Origin of the sequence: Streptomyces marianii, assembly GCF_005795905.1 — a bacterium.
In the GTDB taxonomy this organism is placed as follows: Bacteria; Actinomycetota; Actinomycetes; order Streptomycetales; family Streptomycetaceae; genus Streptomyces; species Streptomyces marianii.
Map to the genome: position 1 here is coordinate 1,972,041 of NZ_VAWE01000001.1, position 16,363 is coordinate 1,988,403.

A 16,363-nucleotide genomic window follows, 5' to 3' on the forward strand; every position below is an offset into this window, starting at 1 on the left:
CCTCCGTGGGCCGGTCGTTCAGCGGTGCCGACCGCGACATCACCTGGGCTCCTGAGTCCGAAGCTACGCCTCTCCCCGGGGGTGGCAAGGCGGCGACGCGGGGACGGAAAACCGCTCACCGGGCAGTGGCCGCGCCCCCGCCTGGAACACGAACACCCTGATCACCGGCGGAATCGTGGACTCCCCCTCCCGGCACGGGCCGGACACGCCCGCGCTCCGGGGCGTCGACGGTGCACGGCCGACAGCCCCATGACGCACACCCAGCCCTCCGGCAGCTTCGCGGCCACGCTCGCCGGCCGCGTGGGGTCGGGCCGGAGCCACTGACAGCCGGGGCGCCGCAGAGCAGATCCCGGAGTCTCGGCTATCTTCGACGGCGGAGGTGGGTGCAAGTGCAGCAGTGCACACGAGCGGTGGGCGTCGCAGCGCGTCTCCTGCTCGTCGTGGTGCTGGCACTCGGTGTGTTCATCATGCACACCGTGGGTCACCCCGGCGACGGCTCCGCGACGGGGACGGCCTCCCCCTCGCACATGACGAGCATGGTCGGGATGCCCGCGCACGGCCACGAGCACGGCGCGGACGTCGTCCCCGACACGGGGCCGCCCCCGGCTCCACGCGCTGCGGACGCGGCCGCCGGACCGGAGCAGGCCTTCGGCCCCGCGCCGGCGGACGTACCCGGTACGGCGATGGACATGGCCTCGCTGTGTCTGGCCGTCCTCGGCTCCTGGGCTCTGGCCGGGCTGCTGCACGCCGTGTTCGTGGGGCGACGCGACCTGTTCGCGAGGCTCGCCACCAGGGTTCTCGCAGCCGCGCGCCCCGATCCCCCGAGAGCTCCCGACCTCGCCCAACTGTCGATTCTGCGGATCTAGGCCGAATCTCCCGCGCAGGGGGCCATCGGCTCTGCCCTGCCGTCACGCCTACGCATCCACACGCACGATCGACACCACGAGGTACCCGGAACATGACCGCGTTCAAGCCTTCCTTCCGTATGCCCCCGCACCGCCGTGTCGCGGTGGTGGGAGCCGTCGCCGCCGGCGCCCTGCTGCTCACCGCCTGCGGCGGCGACGGCAGCGACTCCCCCGCTTCCCCGCCGGCCAGGACCGCGGCTTCCACCGCGGACGCGTTCAACGACGCGGACGTCGCATTCGCCCAGGGCATGATCCCGCACCACCAGCAGGCCGTGGAGATGGCCGAGCTGGCCGACGGCCGCGCGTCCGACCAGGAGATCAAGACCCTGACCGGGCAGATCGAGAACGCCCAGGAGCCCGAGATCCGGACCATGCGGTCGTGGCTCAGTGCCTGGGGCAAGCCGGAATCGCCCGGCACGGACCACGGCGCCGCCCACGGCGCCGGGGAGATGCCCGGGATGATGTCCGACGACGACATGGCCGCGCTCATGGCCGCCAAGGGCACGGACTTCGACCGCAAGTTCGCCCAGATGATGATCGACCACCACAACGGTGCCATCGAGATGGCGAAGGACGAGCAGGCCAAGGGCCGCAACGCCGCCGCCAGGAAGCTCGCCGACGAGGTCGTCAAGACCCAGTCCGCCGAGGTCGAGCAGATGCGGAGCATCCTCGACCGGCTCTGATCCGCACCGCGCGCACGCTGTTCCGGGCCTTCACGCAAGGCCCGGACAGCGTGCGCGCGCCCCACTCACCCCATCCCTCGGCAGGACAAGAAGAAGATGAAGCTCAGCATTCCCCATCGCCCACTGGCCGCCACCGCGGCCCTCGCCCTCGGACTCGTACTGACCGCCTGCGCCGGCGACAGCGACACCGGCACCGGCACCGGCACCGCTGCCGGGGAGACGTCCGCTTCGCTGCACGGCCACGTCCACGGGTTGGGCACGGACCCCGCCGACGGCCGGCTCTACGTCGCCACCCACGAAGGCGTCTTCACGCCGGGCAAGGACGGCGCGGCCGAGCGGGTCGGCGCAAGCGCGGACGACTTCATGGGATTCACCGTCGCCGAGGCGGGGACGTTCCTGGCCAGCGGCCACCCCGCCACCGGAACCGGCGGCCCCGCCAACCTCGGCCTGATCGAGAGCACCGACTCCGGCAAGACCTGGAAGACCCGCTCCCTGTCCGGCGAGGTCGACTTCCACGCCCTCGAGTACGCCCACGGCACCGTCTACGGCTACGACAGCACCAACGCGCTGCTGCGTGTCAGCAAGGACGGAACGGCCTGGGACGACCGCGCCCGCCTCCAGGCACTGGACATCGCCGTCAGCCCGGACAGCCCGGACACGGTCCTCGCCACCACCGTCGACGGCGTCGCACAGAGCACCGACGGCGGAAGGACCTTCGCCAAGGGCCGGCAGCCGGCTATGGCGTTCCTCTCATGGCCGGAGTCCGGGGCTCTGTACGGGATCGACGACGCGGGCGGGCTCAGCCGCAGCGGCGACGGTGGCGCCACCTGGCAGCAGGCGGGCACCGTTCCCGGCGGACAGGCCCAGGCACTCACCGCGGTCGACGACCGGCACGTCCTCGCCGCCACACAGAGCGGCGTCTACGAGTCCCGGGACGGCGGAAGGACGTTCACCCAGCGGTTCACGGTCGAGGCCGGCGACGGCCACTGACCCACACGGCCGGAAGGCTCCGCCGGAGCCGGTGCCGTGGGGCACTGCTCCGGCGGGGGCCTCGTCTCGGCCCGGCGGCGCCGGACGACGCGTACGGACAGCCGACGCGCACCCCGGCTCCGCCCAGGGGCCCGAGGCCCGCCACCGGCAGCGTTCGCCGTTGGGCGTTCCGGCAATCCGCGGCGCGCCAACGCAGTGCGCGGGCACGCCCCACCGCGCCGCCGGGTTCGCCGTTGACGTCGCGCCCGGGCCTCAGGCGGACCCTCGTGCGGACCACCAGCCGGTGAGGCGGCGGGCTACCAGAACGGTTGCGGCCGGCTCGTTCACGGCCTGCGTTTCGCAGCGTGCCGGGGTCGAAACCGCCGGGCGGGGCGATGAGTGCCACGTCGGCGTGCATGTTCTCCGCGTACCGCTCCTTGGCCATGGCGACCTCGGTGGTGCCCATGCAGAGGTCGGCGCAGCTGATGCCGGTGAGCAGCATGACGGGAGTGATCAAGCCCGGACCACGGCTCGTCCAGGACAAGCAGCCCGGGTTCCACCAGGAAGGCCTGGGCCGGCGCGACCTTCTGCGCGTTGCCCTTCGACAGGCTCCGAAGGGGGCGTGCTTGCCGCCCACCAGCGCGAGTCGGTCCAGTAGCCGACCGGCCCGCGCCGAGGCGACCGAGGTGGTCAGCCCGCGGACACGGCCCATGTGCGTCAGGTACGCCGCGGCCGACATGCGTTCGTCGGGGGAGAACCGGTCCGGGACGTACCCGACAACGGGCGGCCGGGCGGCCACCCTGTACGGGGGGCCGCCCAGCCGGTCGCCGGTGGTGGGGGTGGGGTTGCCGGGGAGGGGTGGTCAGGCCGCGGTGGTCTGTTCGGCGGGGGCCGGTTCGCGGGTGCGTTCCGCCCAGCGCACGACGTACGGCATGATCAGTCCGACGACCACGAAGACGGCGCCCATCACCAGCCATCCGGGGGCGCCCCAGGTGATGCAGAGCAGGCCCAGGACGGAGGGCGCCGCGGCGCTCGCGAAGCCGTGGCCGAGGCCGGACAGACCCGAGTACTGCCCCTGCGCGTGGCGTGGCGCGAGTCCGAAGCTCAGCTCGAACGAGGCGGCCGCGTGCCAGAGTTCACCGACCGTGTGGACCGCCACGCCCGTGACGATCACCACGGCGGCCAGCTTCCCCGACATCTCGCCCGTCGTCGCGATCAGCGCCATGCCCAGCAGGAAGGCGAGGCTGGCGCGGCGGACCGCCCGGGTGGCCGCCGTGTTGGTGTCGATGCCCCGGCTCGCCCGCACCTGGAAGCACACCACCAACATGGTGTTGACCAGCACGCACACGGAGACCAGCCAGCGCGGCGCGCTGCTCTCCTCCACGATCCACAGCGGCAGCGCGAACACCAGCACATAGCCCTGGAGGGACAGGATCCCGTCCAGCGCGGTGACCGTCACGAACGGGGTGTCCCGCAGCGCGATCCAGCGCCCCTGCCGTTCCGGCGCCTTGACGGGCGGGAGGGACGGCAGCCGGGAGATCACGGCGGCGCAGGCCACGAACGTCAGGGCGTTGCCCAGTACGAGGGCCAGATACGCGGCCCGGGTGTCCAACTGCACGGCGATGCCCGCCGCGACGCCGCCACTGGCGCCCGCGAGGTTGCTGAGCGCCCGCATGTAGGACCGGAACTTGGTCGGGTTGGGACCGGCGAAGCCGCGTACCAGCGGTCCGCGCGCCGCCTGGCTGGCCGAGCTGGCGAGCTGGATCACGCAGACGACGATGACGAACAGCCAGAACGTGTGGACGAACACCAGCGCGGCCATCGCCACGGCTTCCACACAGATGGTGATCAGGTAGGTCTCGCGCGGGCCCCGCCGGTCGGCGAGGTGCCCGACCGGGACCCCTGAGAGCAGACCGGCCAGGGCGGCTATGCCCATGCCGAGGCCGACCTGCGTCACGGACAGACCCACCGACCGGGTGAAGTAGAGCGCGGCACCGATCATGAACAGGCCGTTGCCGATCTCGTTCACGAAGGTGGCGAGGGCCAGGGTCCGCTTGGGGCCGCGCTCGGGGATCAGGCCCCGGGCGACCAGGCGGGACCCCACTCGTGACGAGCCCTCGGCCGACGTGTCGTCGGATGGCTCGCTGTTCTTTTCCATGTCCTCAACCTTCTACTGGGGCAGCTCGTTCAAGCGCTCAGCCACGATTCGTCCGATCTCGCGCAGCGGTCCGGGCTGGGTCATCGCCCCGTGCGCGCAGTCGATCTCACGCAGCTCGACGTCACCGGAGACGTACGGGGACCAGAGGCCGCTCCCGGTGCGTTCGGCGCGGCCCGCGGTGGCGGCGAAGAACAGCATCTCCCCGTCAAAGACTCCGGAGGAGTACGAGCCCCGGAGGTTGGACAGGTCGGCGAAGACCCGCGCCAGGGACGTGAGCCCGTCCGCGCCCAGACCAGCGAGCGGACTGCCGGGGTCGGCAGGGTCGTGCCCGACCGGCTCCACGATCGCCGGCCACACCCTCGGATCGTCGTGAGTGTACCCGGGTCCACGCTGCCCGGCGGCCGCGGGCAACCCGTCGAGTACGGCGAGGAAGTCGACCTTCTCCCCGGTCTCCTGGAGCCGCACGGCGACGGCGTGGGAAGGTCGTACCGGTCGTGCGGGCCAGCTCATCCAGCCGAGCGTGCAACTCCACGCCCAGCTCGACCTCGAACCCCCCACCACGCTGCGACGCCACCGCCGGACGAGGCCGGTCCGTCGGATACTCCAGCTCAACCGGCAGATCCGCCAGCGCCTCACGCCAGAACGCCAGCTGACCGCTCAGCTCCGAATCCGGGTCCTCCTCCGAACCCGGCACCTGCCGCTGCCACAACGCATAGTCCGCGTACTGCACCGGCAGCGGCGCCCAGTCCGGCACCCCACCGGAAAGCCGAGCCTCGTACGCCACACTCAGATCACGCACGAACGGACGCATCGACTCACCATCCGTGGCGATGTGGTGGAACAACACCACCAGCACATGATCGTCCACACCCAAGGACACCAGGGTCGCCCGCACCGCCAGCTCCGACGCAAGCGCGAAGGTGTAACCGACCTCCTCGCGCACCACCTCATCCAGCTCCACCTCCCCGCACTCCCGGCGCTGCAACACCAGCCCGCCAGCAGGCACAACCACCTGCAACCGGTTCCGGGTTTACGCCTATCGAAGGTGCTGCCGCCCTCCACTACTCGGTGGTACCGTATAGCGGTACTCGGTAGCACGTAGTACCGACAGGCTGAGGAGTATCCGCGATGGAGGACCTGACGGAGATGTTGAAGGGCACGCTCGAAGGGTGCGTGCTCGAAATCATCGGCAGCGAGGAAACCTACGGGTACGCCATCACCCGCCAGCTGAACGAGCTCGGCTTCGCCGACGTCGTCGAGGGGACGGTGTACACCATCTTGCTGCGGCTGGAGAGGAACGGACTCGTTCAGGTGACGAAACGACCCTCCGGGGTTGGTCCGCCGCGCAAGTTCTACGCGCTCAACGACGCCGGACGCGAGGAACTCGCGAAGTTCTGGGCGAAATGGCAGTACCTCTCATCACGCATCGACAGGCTCAAGGAGGGCGGGAGATGAACTTCTGGGAGAAGGTCACAGGCAGCGATCTCACCAGGGAATGGAAGGCGTTCGAGGCCCGGGCCGACGTCCTGCCGGACGACTACCGGGCGACGTGGGGGCAGATCGTCGCCCACCTTTTCCCCTACGGGGACTTCACCGGTCGCAACCTGATGCCGATCCTCGACTCCGCCCTGGGGCTGCTCGAAGTAGCAGCGGCGGACGGCCAAAGCGTCCACGAGGTGCTCGGCGAGGACATCCAAGGCTTCTGCACCGCGCTGGCCGGCGGAGCGGGGGCCCGGACCTATCGCGACCGGTGGCGCGAGCAGTTGAACAGGAACGTCGCGAGGAAATTGAGCCGGCTGGGAGGCTGACGTGGGCATCCAGAACATCATCGAAGGCAAGAATCAGTGGCGGGCGCACGTGGCTCGGGTCAAGGCACTCCCGCCGGACTACCAGATCGTCTACAAGGAGATGCAGAAGTACCTGTTCAAGGTCGGACCGATCAGCCTGCCTGAGGGGCCCCTGCTTCCCGGGATCGTGGACTTCTTCGAGGAGGGCGTCGCCGCAGGCAAGGGGGTTGTGGAACTCATGGGCACCGACGTCGCCGCGTTCTGCGACGACCTGGTCAAGGACTCCCCTACCTACGCCGATGTCTATCAGGCATCCATCAGCGCGGAACCCGGCGCCTACGAGAAGTGACGCCCGCCTCCCGGGGTGCGGGCCGAAATCGAGGGCACTGCGTAACCGTCGAGCAGCACCCTCGCACTCACTCATCGTCCTCTTCGTCCTCATCCGGGACACAACCTGGTCACGCAGACCAACAATCCGACGAACTCGTCGCCGGACCAACGTGACCAGGTGGAGCAGGTCATCTTCGATCAGGTGACCAAGAACAAGGAGGTGGTCCAGTACCACATCAAGCCGATCTACGCAGGTACCAACCCCATTCCGATCCGAATCGAATTCACCGCGTTCGGCAACAAGGGCTTCACCTTCTCCCACAGCCTGGAGAACCCCGCCGGCAACGTCCGAACCGCCATGTAGCGTCGACGCCGAACCGCCTTGGAGGTCTCGCATGACCCGCACCACGCCACCGCGCCCTGTCGACGTCGAGGCTGTCTTCCCCGCACTTGCCGCCCACCGGCGGACCGCGACACGGCTGCATCCGCGCCCTGGTGCACCCAAGACGGAGGAGAGTTCGGTCGCCGGGCCCCTGCTGTGGCCGGCCGACGAGCCGTGGCCGGTCTGCACCACGGTCCACCCCAAGGGCACGGGCCACCTCCTGCCCGACGTGCGCCTGCGGCGGCGCATCCAGAACGAGGCGCGAGGACGGGACTACACCGGCGAGGAGCAACTGCTCCTGGAGGGTATGACGTGCGGACTCCACGTCCCGGATCTGGACGACGCAGACCCGTTGCCGCTTCTGGCCGTGGCCCAGCTCTACGCACGGGACGTGCCGGACCTCGTCGGGCCGGACGGATGCGACCTGCTCCAGGTGTTCTGGTGCCCCTTCGAGGTACACGGCCCGGACCGCACGATCGACGTGGTCCTCAAGTGGCGGCGTGCAGAGGATGTCGGCACCGCACTGACGCCGCAGCCCGAACCGCCGGTCGCCGGCCGCGAGGAGTGCGTCCCGACCACGTGCGTGCTCCATCCGGAGCAGGTCGTGGAGCACGAGTACCCCGGCCTGCTGAGCGAGGACCTCCAGCAGGAGATCGCCGAGTGGGAACGGTGCCTCCTCGAAGAGGAAGACACCGAGGACGCCTACGACTCCTCAGCCCCGGCGAACTACGCCACCTACGAGGAGTACGAAGCGGCCATGGCCGCCGCCCGCGCCGAGGAACCGGACGAGATCGACTACACGAGCGACCTCTCCATCGCCCCCGGCTGGAAAGTCGGCGGCTACGCCTCCTGGCACCTGACCGGCCCCGCCCCCGTCGACTGCCCCCAGTGCGGGACCCCGATGCCGCCGCTGCTCACCGTCGACAAATGGGAGTGCGACGGCGGCTCACGAAGCTGGATGCCCATCGAGGACCGGACGGATGACCCGGGAGTCATCGATCCCGTCGGTGTCCATCTCGGCCGCGGCCAGATGCGCGTCCACACCTGCCCGACCGACCCGACCCACCCACACCGTCTCAGCTTCCAGTGAGCCCCCTTCAGGCCGCATGACAGAAAGCGAACGCTCGACCCCGGCCAGAAAAGCACCCTGGACCAGAGCCACGACGGCCGCCGTGCCCGCCGAAGGTGCTCAGCCGACGTCCCCACGGCCCTGCTCACAGGCACCGGCCCGGGTTCGCGCTGTTGCCGAGGAGGTCGGCCTGGCCTTGGAGCGTGGCTGGCAGTGGTCTTTCCCGCCCAGCCTGCCCATGACACAGCCGGTGAAGAAGCATGGGCGGGTGACGTTCTGCTGGTGCGGGGTGCCCGAAGCCCGGGAGACGAAGTGGACGGCATCGAGCCCCGGGTCGACGGCTGAGGCGAACTGCCACAGCCCGCTTCCACGTGCTGCCGGTAGCGTCCGGCAGCCGCCCTGCTCTGGGTGTTCTCTACCTGCCTCATCCAGCGGCCCATGGCGACGGACTTGAAGGCCAGCTCCTACGGCTTGGTGTCCCTGGTGGGGAGGTATGCGGCTGGTGCGGTCGCCGACGGTGACCAGCATGGTGGTGGCGGCGTCCTGACCGCGGCCCCCGGAAACCAGGTCGGGACCTGCGAAAGCCGGCGGTGGTCGGAACTCTCATCAGCGTTTCAACGGCGACCCTCGGGTCCGCGCGGCGCTTCGGCGCGCTCCGGACACCGATGGGCCACTTCTACAGTGGACCGGGCGGTTCCAACGAGTCCCGTCTCTCCGTGAGTTCCCTCATCGAGGAGGGGCTCGACCGGCTCGTAGCCCTCTTCGCTGAACGGGTTGCTCCCCCGCCACGAATACTCAGCTCATGCAAAGCGGAGGCGCCCCGTAATCTGCGAGCACGTGGAGATTTCCGCACCGGACGAAGGAGATCAGTTGTTACGTCTTGAATCAGTGAGCAAGCGCTACGGCCGTGGCGATTGGATCCTGAGAGACGTGGACGTGGAGGCCCCGGCCGGCGAGGTCGTGGCCTTCGCCGGCGGGAACGGATCGGGGAAGTCGACCCTGCTGCGGATCGCGGTGGGGCTGTCCCGGCCAACCCGCGGAACGGTGGCCGCCCGGCCGCCCGTTGTCGGGTACGTCCCGGACCGGTTCTCCCCCGACGAACGCATGTCGGCCGCGGCGTACCTGACGCACATGGGCCGTGTCCGCGGGCTGACCACCTCGGTCGCCTCGGCGCGGGCCGGTCGGCTACTGGACCGACTCGCGCTGGTGGGCGGCAAGCATGCCCCCCTTCGGAGCCTGTCGAAGGGCAACGCGCAGAAGGTCGCGCTGGCCCAGGCCCTCCTGGTGGAACCCGGGCTGCTTGTCCTGGACGAGCCGTGGTCCGGGCTGGATGCCGATACCCACGGCGTGCTCGCCGAGATCATGACCGAGGTCGCGGCCTCCGGCGGCACGGTGGTGTTCACCGACCACGACGAGTCGGTGACCCGGGCCCGCGCCACCCGGACCTACACGCTCGCCAAGGGCCGCGTTTCGTCGCGCGGACCGGAGCCGTGCGTCACCGAGCGGCGGCCCGCGTCCGATGTCGTCCTGACCGCGGGCCGGGACGGCCGCGTACCGCTGGACCTCGCCTGGGAACAACTGGACGGCGTGCTGACGGTGAGCCAGGACGTCACCGGCGTCAGGATGCGTGTGGGACGCGAGTCCATCGACGCTCTGCTGCTCACTGCGCTCCAGCACGGCTGGTCCGTCGAGTGCGTCAACGGGACGACCACGAAACACCATCGGGCGCCAAACGCCGCGGCGAACGGAGACATGCGGTGACCGCGCTCATCCGCTACACCTTCGCCACCGTGCTGCACACGCAGCGCTACCTCGCCCCGCTGCTCCTGTTCATGGGGCTCATGGGCGTGCTGACCGTCAACGGCAGCGGCCCGCTGCCCCCCGCCTACGCCTCTTCCGCCGGCGCGCTGTTCGTCTGCTCGACCTGGCTGACCATCGCTCTGATGAGCCTGGACGCCCCGCCGCAGCGGGCGATCGTCGTCATCACCGCGGGCGGCGGGTCGCTCACGGTCCTGCTCGCGGTGATCGGCACGGCCCTGCTGAGCTGTCTCGTCCTGATGGTCTTCGGACTGTTCTTCCCGCTGTGGATGGGCGACTACGTGGTCACCACGACCGACCTCCTGCTGGGCCTCGAAGCACAGCTCACCTGTGCCCTCGTCGGCATCGCCATTGGCGTACTGTGCTCGAAGCCGGTCTTCAGGCGGCAGGGGTATGCGCTGGTCGCCGCCCTCGCGTTGGTGATGGGAGCCCTTCTTGCCAAGGGCATGCCTCCGGTCAACCGTCTGTTCACCCTGATGGCCACGACCCCCGACGCGGCGAAACTGCTCGCCCCCACGGGTGCCATGCTCGCGATCTCCGCGGTGATCCTTGCCGTGTTCACCGCTGTCACGCAGTTCGTCGCCGGTCGCAGGGAGTAGATCCTCGGGCCCGTGGCCGTGCCGTCGGCTCGTCGATCAGCCGGCGCGAGGCGAACGGTGGAAGAGCCGGGAAGGCGGATCATCACGCCGGTTCCAAGCTGGAACGGAACGACGTGCGACGGCGTGCCTCAACCAGTGCCCGTCAGACCTTCTCCACGGCGACGCGTGAATGGCCGGTGGTGAGCACGGCGATGCCCTCGACGTCGGACGTCTACGGCGAAGCAGAAGGGAATGAGCCGACGGAGTCGACGGGAGCGAAGGAGCAGGCCTTCGAGAAAGCCGTCGACGGGCAGCACCGTCAGCCGTGCGACGTGCAGCCGCTCAAGCGCGCGGCACGCTTCCAGGACGGCTGGATGCACGGGCACCCGCATGGGGGTGATTGCCGGAGGGGTTGCCGACGTGGTCGGTCGGATGCGGCAGCATCGCTTGGGCGACGAGGGGGTCAACCGGGGCAGTGGCGCGTGGTCGAGGCAGACCGGCCCGCCGACGAGTCCCGGAGGCGACCGAAGGCTGTCGGGAACTGCGACCCGGGACGTGGTCTCTCCCCGTCACCTCCCGGCCGCCGACCAGCCGCGTACGTTCACGGTGGCCATCATGCCCAGATCCTCGTGGTCGAGGATGTGGCAGTGGAACACGGTACGCCCGGGGAAGTCGGAGAACGGGATCCGCAGGCGCACCCACCCCTGAGCCGGGACGAGCACGACGTCCTGCAGCACGCCGGTCGGCGGCGTGCCCGCGCTGCCCGCCAGCACGTGGAAGGGCCAGGCGTGCAGGTGGAACGGATGGTCCATGGGGCTGGTGTTGACCACGGTCCACTCCTCGACCGCCCCGAGGGCGACGCTCTGATCGTCACGATCAGGGTCGTAGGTACGCCCATCGATGGTGAAACCCATTCCACCCATACCCGTCCGAGCCATGCCCATGGCGAAGGTGAGTCGGCGTTGCCCGGTCACCGGGCTCTGCGGGACGGCCGGGGCCGGCAGCGTCGCGGGCACCGAGGGCGGTGTCGTGGCCGGGCCGGCAGTGCCCAAGGCGGCCAGGGCGATCGGACCACTGGTGGACGGGCGACCGTTCATCATGCCGAGCCCGCCGCGGTCGTAGGGGTCGCTGACCAGCGCGTACCGGCCGCTGCGGGTGGGGCGGACGAGCAGGTCGGTGCGGTTGCCGGGGGCCAGCACCACGAGGTCCCGGTCGACCGGCGCGGGCAGGAACACGCCGTCCTGGGCGACCTGGGTGAGCCGGTGGGCTTCCAGCCGTAGCGCCAGGACTCGGGAGACGCAGCCGTTGATGACCCGCCATCGCTGCACCGACCCGGGCGTGGCTGTGATGACGGGCTGGTGCTGTCCGTTGACCAGCACCAGTTCACCCTCGCGGCCCACCGTCCTGGCCATCATGGTCGGTGAGGCAACCCGGCCGGCCGCGTCCAAGGTGGTGTCGGTGACCAGCAGCAGCCGGTCGCCGCTGACCGGCAGGTCCGCCACCCCTCCCACATCCTCGACCAGCAGCGCCCCGACCAGGCCGGCGAAGATCTGGTCCGCGACGGTGCCGTGGTGGTGCGGGTGGTACCAGAACGTGCCCGCCGGATGCCCGGCCGGAATCCTCATGGCGTAGTCGTAGCTGTCACCGGGCTCGACGGTGATGAACGGGTTGTCGCCGTTGCCCGAAGGGGATACGTGCAGGCCGTGGGTGTGCAGGTTGGTCGGCTGGCCGATGCGGTTGACCAGCCGCACCCGCAGCAGGTCCCCGGGCCGCACCCGCAACGTCGGTCCCGGCGAGGTGCCGTTGTACCCCCACCCCGTGGTGTCCCGCCCCGCCAGTCGTACACCCGGGGCGGCGACAAGCCGTACGTCCAGCAGCCCGTCGCGGCTGGCCAGCACCTGAGGCTCGGCCAGCTCCTGGCCCCGGGCGGTCGGCCTCGGCCGGGCGCCCGGCCCCGTCGCCCAGCCCGCCGCGCCAGCCGTACCCAACCCGAGCAGAGCCAGCGCCCGGCGGCGACTGATCGGCTCCCCGCTCATGGCAGTATGATCCTGCGCCGCCGGTCATCCTGCTCGTCGATCTCCCAGCGGTGTGTAGCGCTCGCCGCTACTTCAGGCAGACACTGCCGTTCTCCTCGCCGGACGCGAAACGGAACATGGGCAACCGTGAGGAGGTCCGCGAGGCCCTCCCGCGGCGAGCGAAGATCACCCCGGTGCAGGCAGGTCTGCGCAGGAGCGCGGTCGCCGCACTGGCCGACAGGAGCGGTTCCCCGGCCACCGGTCGCGCGCGAGCACCGCCGGCGTCCCTGGTCGTGGTCTCGCTCACTGCGCTGCCTTGCTCAGTGGGCGGATCGTCACGATCGGGCGAGGTTCCGCCGCACAGGGTGACCCCGTCGGCGCCGATCGATACGTCACGGCCGCCGGCCAGGCCCGGCACCGCATGGGTGGCTGAAGGAGGACCGGCAGCGGATGTGCTGTGGAACGGCGACAACGGCGGGGGACGCCGGGTTGCTCAGGATGGCGGGGTCGCGCGTCCGGCACCGGTGCCGGACCCTCCCCGCCGGCCGGCCTTGTGGAGCAGCCCCGGACTGACGAACGCCTCGGGCTGCTGGTGCCGCGGGGCGCAGTGCAGCGGCACTCCTCGCCGCTACAATTGAAGAGTTCTTCAATTTGCTAGTTGCCGATGCGCTCAAGATCGATGCCGCCGGCAGGGAGGGTGACTATGAGCGGGTTCGTGGAGGCGGTGCTGGAGCGGGTGCGGAAGGCGCGGGCCGGGCTGGAGGCCGCCCACGAGGCTGACGATGCGTATGAAGTCGCTCTTGCCGCGGACGAGCTGGATGACGTACTGCGGCTGGCGCGCAGACACGACATCGGCACGGAAGACGAGGAGTGCCAGCAGTGAATGCGATGCCGGTTCCGCTCTATCAGGCCAAGGCCGAGTTCTTCCGGATGCTCGGTCATCCGGTACGCATCCGGGTCCTGGAGCTGTTGCAGGACGGGCCGATGCCGGTACGGGATCTCCTCGCGGCGATCGAGATCGAGCCGTCGAATCTGTCTCAGCAGCTGGCCGTGCTGCGCCGGTCGGGGATCGTGACCGCGACCCGGGAAAGTCCCACCGTGGTGTACGAGCTGGCCGGCGGGGACGTGGCGGAGCTGCTTGCCACCGCTCGGCGCATCCTGTCCGTTCTGCTCGCCGGGCAGCAGGAGCTGCTGGCCGAACTGCGTGCGGTGGAGTCTGTGCCGTGACGAGTGTCGGTCGGTTCCGGCCGTGGGGCAGCGGAAGCCCGCCGTCGGCACTGGGCGCACCCGGCCCCTGATCCAGCGGGCGGGTGGCGTCTGCCGAGGTGGCGCCGGAGGCGGTGCGGGAGGCGACGCAGGCGGTGGCGGAGCACCCCGCCCCAGGGTGGGAGTCGCGCCGAGGTCCGCGTTCGCCGACGCGGTGCTGCTGCTGGTGGTCGGTGAGCTGGTCACGAAAGTACTGCGGCACGTCGCGCACACTCCGGCGGCGGAGGTGGGGACAACGGTCAAGGGCGGAGAACCGGTGATCGTCGGCGCGCACGGCGACCCGCGCCTTCCCGACCTGACCGCGGACGCATGGTGAGGGCTGCGGACGGTGATCGGGCCGGCAGCCGAGTGCGGGGGCGTCGTCAGTGCGGAGCCGGCCGTTGACCACGACGGCGAGGGCCTGCTCGTCCCGTCCGGCATTCCAGAGCAACGAGCCAAGGGAGATCAGAGTCCGTGAGCGATGACATGACCGAGAACGCGGCCCGGACCGCGCAAGGGCGGAAGGACGTCGAACAGTGGAAGGAGCGCGGTGTCATGCTCCGCGTCTTCGTGTACGTCTTCGCGACCCATCTGTTCGCCGGTTTCGTCTGGTTGCTCTTCTACGTCGGCGAGCACGCCCAGAAGTAGCGGAAGCACGCCACCACGCGACCGATGCCGTGTGGTGTCTGCCGAGCGCCCTCCGGCGCTCGACCGGCACAGCAGTGCACGCACATGATCAGGAGAGTGAGCCGGCGGACGTGCTCGCTCGCAGGCATTCGGACGCAGGGGACCGGCGGCGATCGCCGTGGCAGGGCGCCAGGAGCTCCGATCGCCTGGGCGGCACCGTGCCGCAGGGCGGTCAGCGGGCCGGCCGTGATGCCGAGGGCGGCGCGAGCCACCAGGCCCGGGACGAGGGGCCACCGCCCTTCGCGCCGAAGCCCGGGATCACGAGCGCGATCCCGAGCCGGGTGACCGCCGGATCCGGACCGTCGGCCTGGGCGGCAAGGATGGGCCGGTCAGGGGCGTACGCCTCGGGGACGCCGGCCTGCCGGGCGGCGTGGCAGACGAAGGAGGGTGCCCTGGAGATTGCCTGTTCTGTTGAGGCTTTGTCGCTCGGGTACCCGCCGGCGGCGAATCGAAGGCGGCCGCGCCCCTCACCGCGCAGAGCGCTGTCCATGTACGGCGAGGGGGCGGCTGCCGGTACGGGGCCTGGGCTCAGGTCGGGCGCCTGCCCTCCGGCGCCGCGGCCTGCAGATCGGCGAGCAGCTCGGCCTGGCCCGCCAGCACGCCGGACAGAATCGTGCGCGCGACCTTGAGCAGCTCCGCCACCTGAGGGCTGGCCAGCGAGTAGTACACGGCAGAGCCTTCCCTGCGGGTGACGACCAGATTGGCCCGGCGCAGGACAGCCAGCTGCTGCGAGAGGTGAGCGGGCTCGACGCCCACGACGGGCAGCATCTCGGAGACCGCGTGCTCGCGCTCGCTCAGCAGTTCCAGCACGCGGATCCGCACCGGATGGCCCAGTGTCTTGAAGAACTCAGCCTTCAGCTGGTACAGCGGCGCGCTCACCGCCCCGACCCCGCTCCCGGACAGGTCGCCGCATCGCCCGACGGGCGTTGCCGTGCCTGCCGCGTGCATCGCATCCATCCCGAACTCTTCACCATGGGCCCATCCTCGCGCCATCACGCCGAGATGATGACCTCGAGAATTGCTAAGATTAGCAATTCCGAAGGCTGAGAGGTGCAGGTTCGGGTGCGGATCCCACGACTGCGCGGCGGTGGGGCACTGCTCAAGTGCCCCGCGTGCCGTCTCAAGTGCCTGCCGGCGGCCGTCGGCTCGGACGGCTCATGCCCCCGCTGCGGGAACGAGCGCCTGTTGAGCATGGACATCGACCGCGGCTGGGTCGGCGGCAGCGCCCATGCGGCGGACAAGCAGAAGCAAGCGCAGGACGCACCTGGAAGGAGCCGTCGGTGAGCATCAGCTGGAGTGTCGAGGAGCATCGTGGCGTGGCCGTCATGGCTGTCGCCGGGTTCCTCGGCAACAACGCCGTCGGTCGCTTCTCGGACGGATTCGGCTGGGTGGTCGCCCGGAGCACCGGGCCGGTCGTCCTGGACCTGACCGAACTGCTCGGGTGGAGCGCCGAGGGGGAGACGGCGGTCATGCAGGCGGCTACCAGACTGCGAGGCGGGAGGGGCCCTTTGGGCTTGTGCGGCCTGGACCACCTGGAGGTTGCCGACGGGTGGGCCGACCGTCCCGGGTCAATGGCCGTCTACCCGGACCTGGCCGCCGCCCTCGAGGCCCGGCAACCGCCCGTCGGCTGACCGGCGCAGACCGTCGGCAGCCACTGGGGGAAGGCTGAGTCGACGAGCATGGAACGCGGGCGGTCGCCGGTCTTGATCCATGAGTGAAACCCGCCAGGAAACCGTG

The 16,363-nt window shown here is 70.3% G+C and carries 20 protein-coding genes and 1 pseudogene; 15 read left to right on the top strand and 6 right to left on the bottom strand.

Going from position 1 to position 16,363, the window contains the following annotated elements:
* Positions 1 to 389 precede the first annotated feature (389 nt).
* From FEF34_RS08725 to FEF34_RS08735, 3 genes are all read left to right on the top strand, one after another.
* Positions 390 to 866, top strand: coding sequence for a hypothetical protein (locus FEF34_RS08725; RefSeq protein WP_234042338.1), 477 nt, complete (start codon positions 390 to 392; stop codon positions 864 to 866).
* Positions 867 to 958: 92 nt separating this feature from the next.
* Entirely contained in the window at positions 959 to 1,588 is a 630-nt protein-coding gene (locus FEF34_RS08730; protein ID WP_138052636.1) for a DUF305 domain-containing protein, read from the top strand.
* Between the two features lie 96 nt (positions 1,589 to 1,684).
* Entirely contained in the window at positions 1,685 to 2,578 is an 894-nt protein-coding gene (locus tag FEF34_RS08735) for a F510_1955 family glycosylhydrolase (protein WP_138052637.1), read from the top strand.
* A gap of 841 nt (positions 2,579 to 3,419) precedes the next feature.
* On the opposite strand, the gene FEF34_RS08745 is transcribed toward FEF34_RS08735, so the two are convergent.
* The 3 genes and pseudogenes from FEF34_RS08745 to FEF34_RS42730 form a co-directional block, all read right to left on the bottom strand.
* Positions 3,420 to 4,715 (bottom strand): MFS transporter, encoded by a 1,296-nt coding sequence (locus tag FEF34_RS08745; RefSeq protein WP_138052638.1) that lies wholly within the window; start codon positions 4,713 to 4,715, stop codon positions 3,420 to 3,422.
* Positions 4,716 to 4,727: 12 nt separating this feature from the next.
* Entirely contained in the window at positions 4,728 to 5,225 is a 498-nt protein-coding gene (locus FEF34_RS42725) for a hypothetical protein (protein ID WP_234043296.1), read from the bottom strand.
* A gap of 28 nt (positions 5,226 to 5,253) precedes the next feature.
* Positions 5,254 to 5,727 (bottom strand): annotated as a pseudogene (locus tag FEF34_RS42730) (condensation domain-containing protein); the annotation flags it as partial.
* 116 nt (positions 5,728 to 5,843) lie between these two features.
* Here FEF34_RS42730 and FEF34_RS08760 point away from each other — a divergent pair.
* From FEF34_RS08760 to FEF34_RS08790, 7 genes are all read left to right on the top strand, one after another.
* Positions 5,844 to 6,170 (top strand): PadR family transcriptional regulator, encoded by a 327-nt coding sequence (locus tag FEF34_RS08760; protein ID WP_138052641.1) that lies wholly within the window; start codon positions 5,844 to 5,846, stop codon positions 6,168 to 6,170.
* The gene (locus FEF34_RS08765) at positions 6,167 to 6,523 is read left to right on the top strand and encodes a DUF1048 domain-containing protein (protein ID WP_138052642.1); all 357 of its coding nucleotides are present in this window, start codon (positions 6,167 to 6,169) and stop codon (positions 6,521 to 6,523) included. The genes FEF34_RS08760 and FEF34_RS08765 overlap by 4 nt, the downstream gene beginning before the upstream one ends.
* Position 6,524: 1 nt before the next feature.
* Positions 6,525 to 6,851 (top strand): DUF1048 domain-containing protein, encoded by a 327-nt coding sequence (locus FEF34_RS08770; protein WP_138052643.1) that lies wholly within the window; start codon positions 6,525 to 6,527, stop codon positions 6,849 to 6,851.
* A 183-nt stretch (positions 6,852 to 7,034) separates the two neighbouring features.
* Entirely contained in the window at positions 7,035 to 7,196 is a 162-nt protein-coding gene (locus tag FEF34_RS41135; RefSeq protein ID WP_171052880.1) for a hypothetical protein, read from the top strand.
* Between the two features lie 31 nt (positions 7,197 to 7,227).
* Complete coding sequence (locus FEF34_RS08775; RefSeq protein ID WP_138052644.1) at positions 7,228 to 8,304, top strand: hypothetical protein; 1,077 nt, start codon at positions 7,228 to 7,230, stop codon at positions 8,302 to 8,304.
* Positions 8,305 to 9,213: 909 nt separating this feature from the next.
* Positions 9,214 to 10,044 (top strand): ATP-binding cassette domain-containing protein, encoded by an 831-nt coding sequence (locus FEF34_RS08785; RefSeq protein WP_234042339.1) that lies wholly within the window; start codon positions 9,214 to 9,216, stop codon positions 10,042 to 10,044.
* Positions 10,041 to 10,700, top strand: a complete 660-nt coding sequence (locus FEF34_RS08790) for a hypothetical protein (RefSeq protein ID WP_138052646.1) — start codon at positions 10,041 to 10,043, stop codon at positions 10,698 to 10,700. Before FEF34_RS08785 ends, FEF34_RS08790 begins: the two co-directional genes overlap by 4 nt.
* Before the next feature lie 548 nt (positions 10,701 to 11,248).
* Here the strand turns inward: FEF34_RS08790 and FEF34_RS08800 are convergent.
* On the bottom strand, positions 11,249 to 12,715 hold the full coding sequence (locus FEF34_RS08800; RefSeq protein ID WP_138052647.1) for a multicopper oxidase family protein: 1,467 nt from the start codon (positions 12,713 to 12,715) through the stop codon (positions 11,249 to 11,251).
* Positions 12,716 to 13,397: 682 nt separating this feature from the next.
* Between FEF34_RS08800 and FEF34_RS08810 the strand changes: the two genes are divergently transcribed.
* The 4 genes from FEF34_RS08810 (at position 13,398) to FEF34_RS41140 (ending at position 14,587) form a co-directional block, all read left to right on the top strand.
* A complete protein-coding gene (locus tag FEF34_RS08810) occupies positions 13,398 to 13,577 on the top strand; it encodes a hypothetical protein (RefSeq protein ID WP_138052648.1) in 180 nt (59 codons plus the stop codon).
* Between the two features lie 5 nt (positions 13,578 to 13,582).
* A complete protein-coding gene (locus FEF34_RS08815) occupies positions 13,583 to 13,921 on the top strand; it encodes an ArsR/SmtB family transcription factor (protein WP_138057375.1) in 339 nt (112 codons plus the stop codon).
* A gap of 157 nt (positions 13,922 to 14,078) precedes the next feature.
* Complete coding sequence (locus tag FEF34_RS08820; RefSeq protein WP_138052649.1) at positions 14,079 to 14,276, top strand: hypothetical protein; 198 nt, start codon at positions 14,079 to 14,081, stop codon at positions 14,274 to 14,276.
* Positions 14,277 to 14,425: 149 nt separating this feature from the next.
* A complete protein-coding gene (locus tag FEF34_RS41140; RefSeq protein ID WP_234043069.1) occupies positions 14,426 to 14,587 on the top strand; it encodes a DUF6126 family protein in 162 nt (53 codons plus the stop codon).
* A gap of 211 nt (positions 14,588 to 14,798) precedes the next feature.
* On the opposite strand, the gene FEF34_RS08825 is transcribed toward FEF34_RS41140, so the two are convergent.
* Both FEF34_RS08825 and FEF34_RS08830 read right to left on the bottom strand, forming a co-directional pair.
* Positions 14,799 to 15,116, bottom strand: a complete 318-nt coding sequence (locus FEF34_RS08825) for a hypothetical protein (protein WP_138052650.1) — start codon at positions 15,114 to 15,116, stop codon at positions 14,799 to 14,801.
* 38 nt (positions 15,117 to 15,154) lie between these two features.
* Positions 15,155 to 15,505 carry an ArsR/SmtB family transcription factor gene (locus tag FEF34_RS08830; RefSeq protein ID WP_138057376.1) on the bottom strand — a complete coding sequence of 117 codons (351 nt, stop codon included), beginning with the start codon at positions 15,503 to 15,505 and terminating at the stop codon, positions 15,155 to 15,157.
* Between the two features lie 401 nt (positions 15,506 to 15,906).
* Between FEF34_RS08830 and FEF34_RS08840 the strand changes: the two genes are divergently transcribed.
* The gene (locus FEF34_RS08840) at positions 15,907 to 16,257 is read left to right on the top strand and encodes an STAS domain-containing protein (RefSeq protein WP_234042340.1); all 351 of its coding nucleotides are present in this window, start codon (positions 15,907 to 15,909) and stop codon (positions 16,255 to 16,257) included.
* Positions 16,258 to 16,363: the final 106 nt, after the last annotated feature.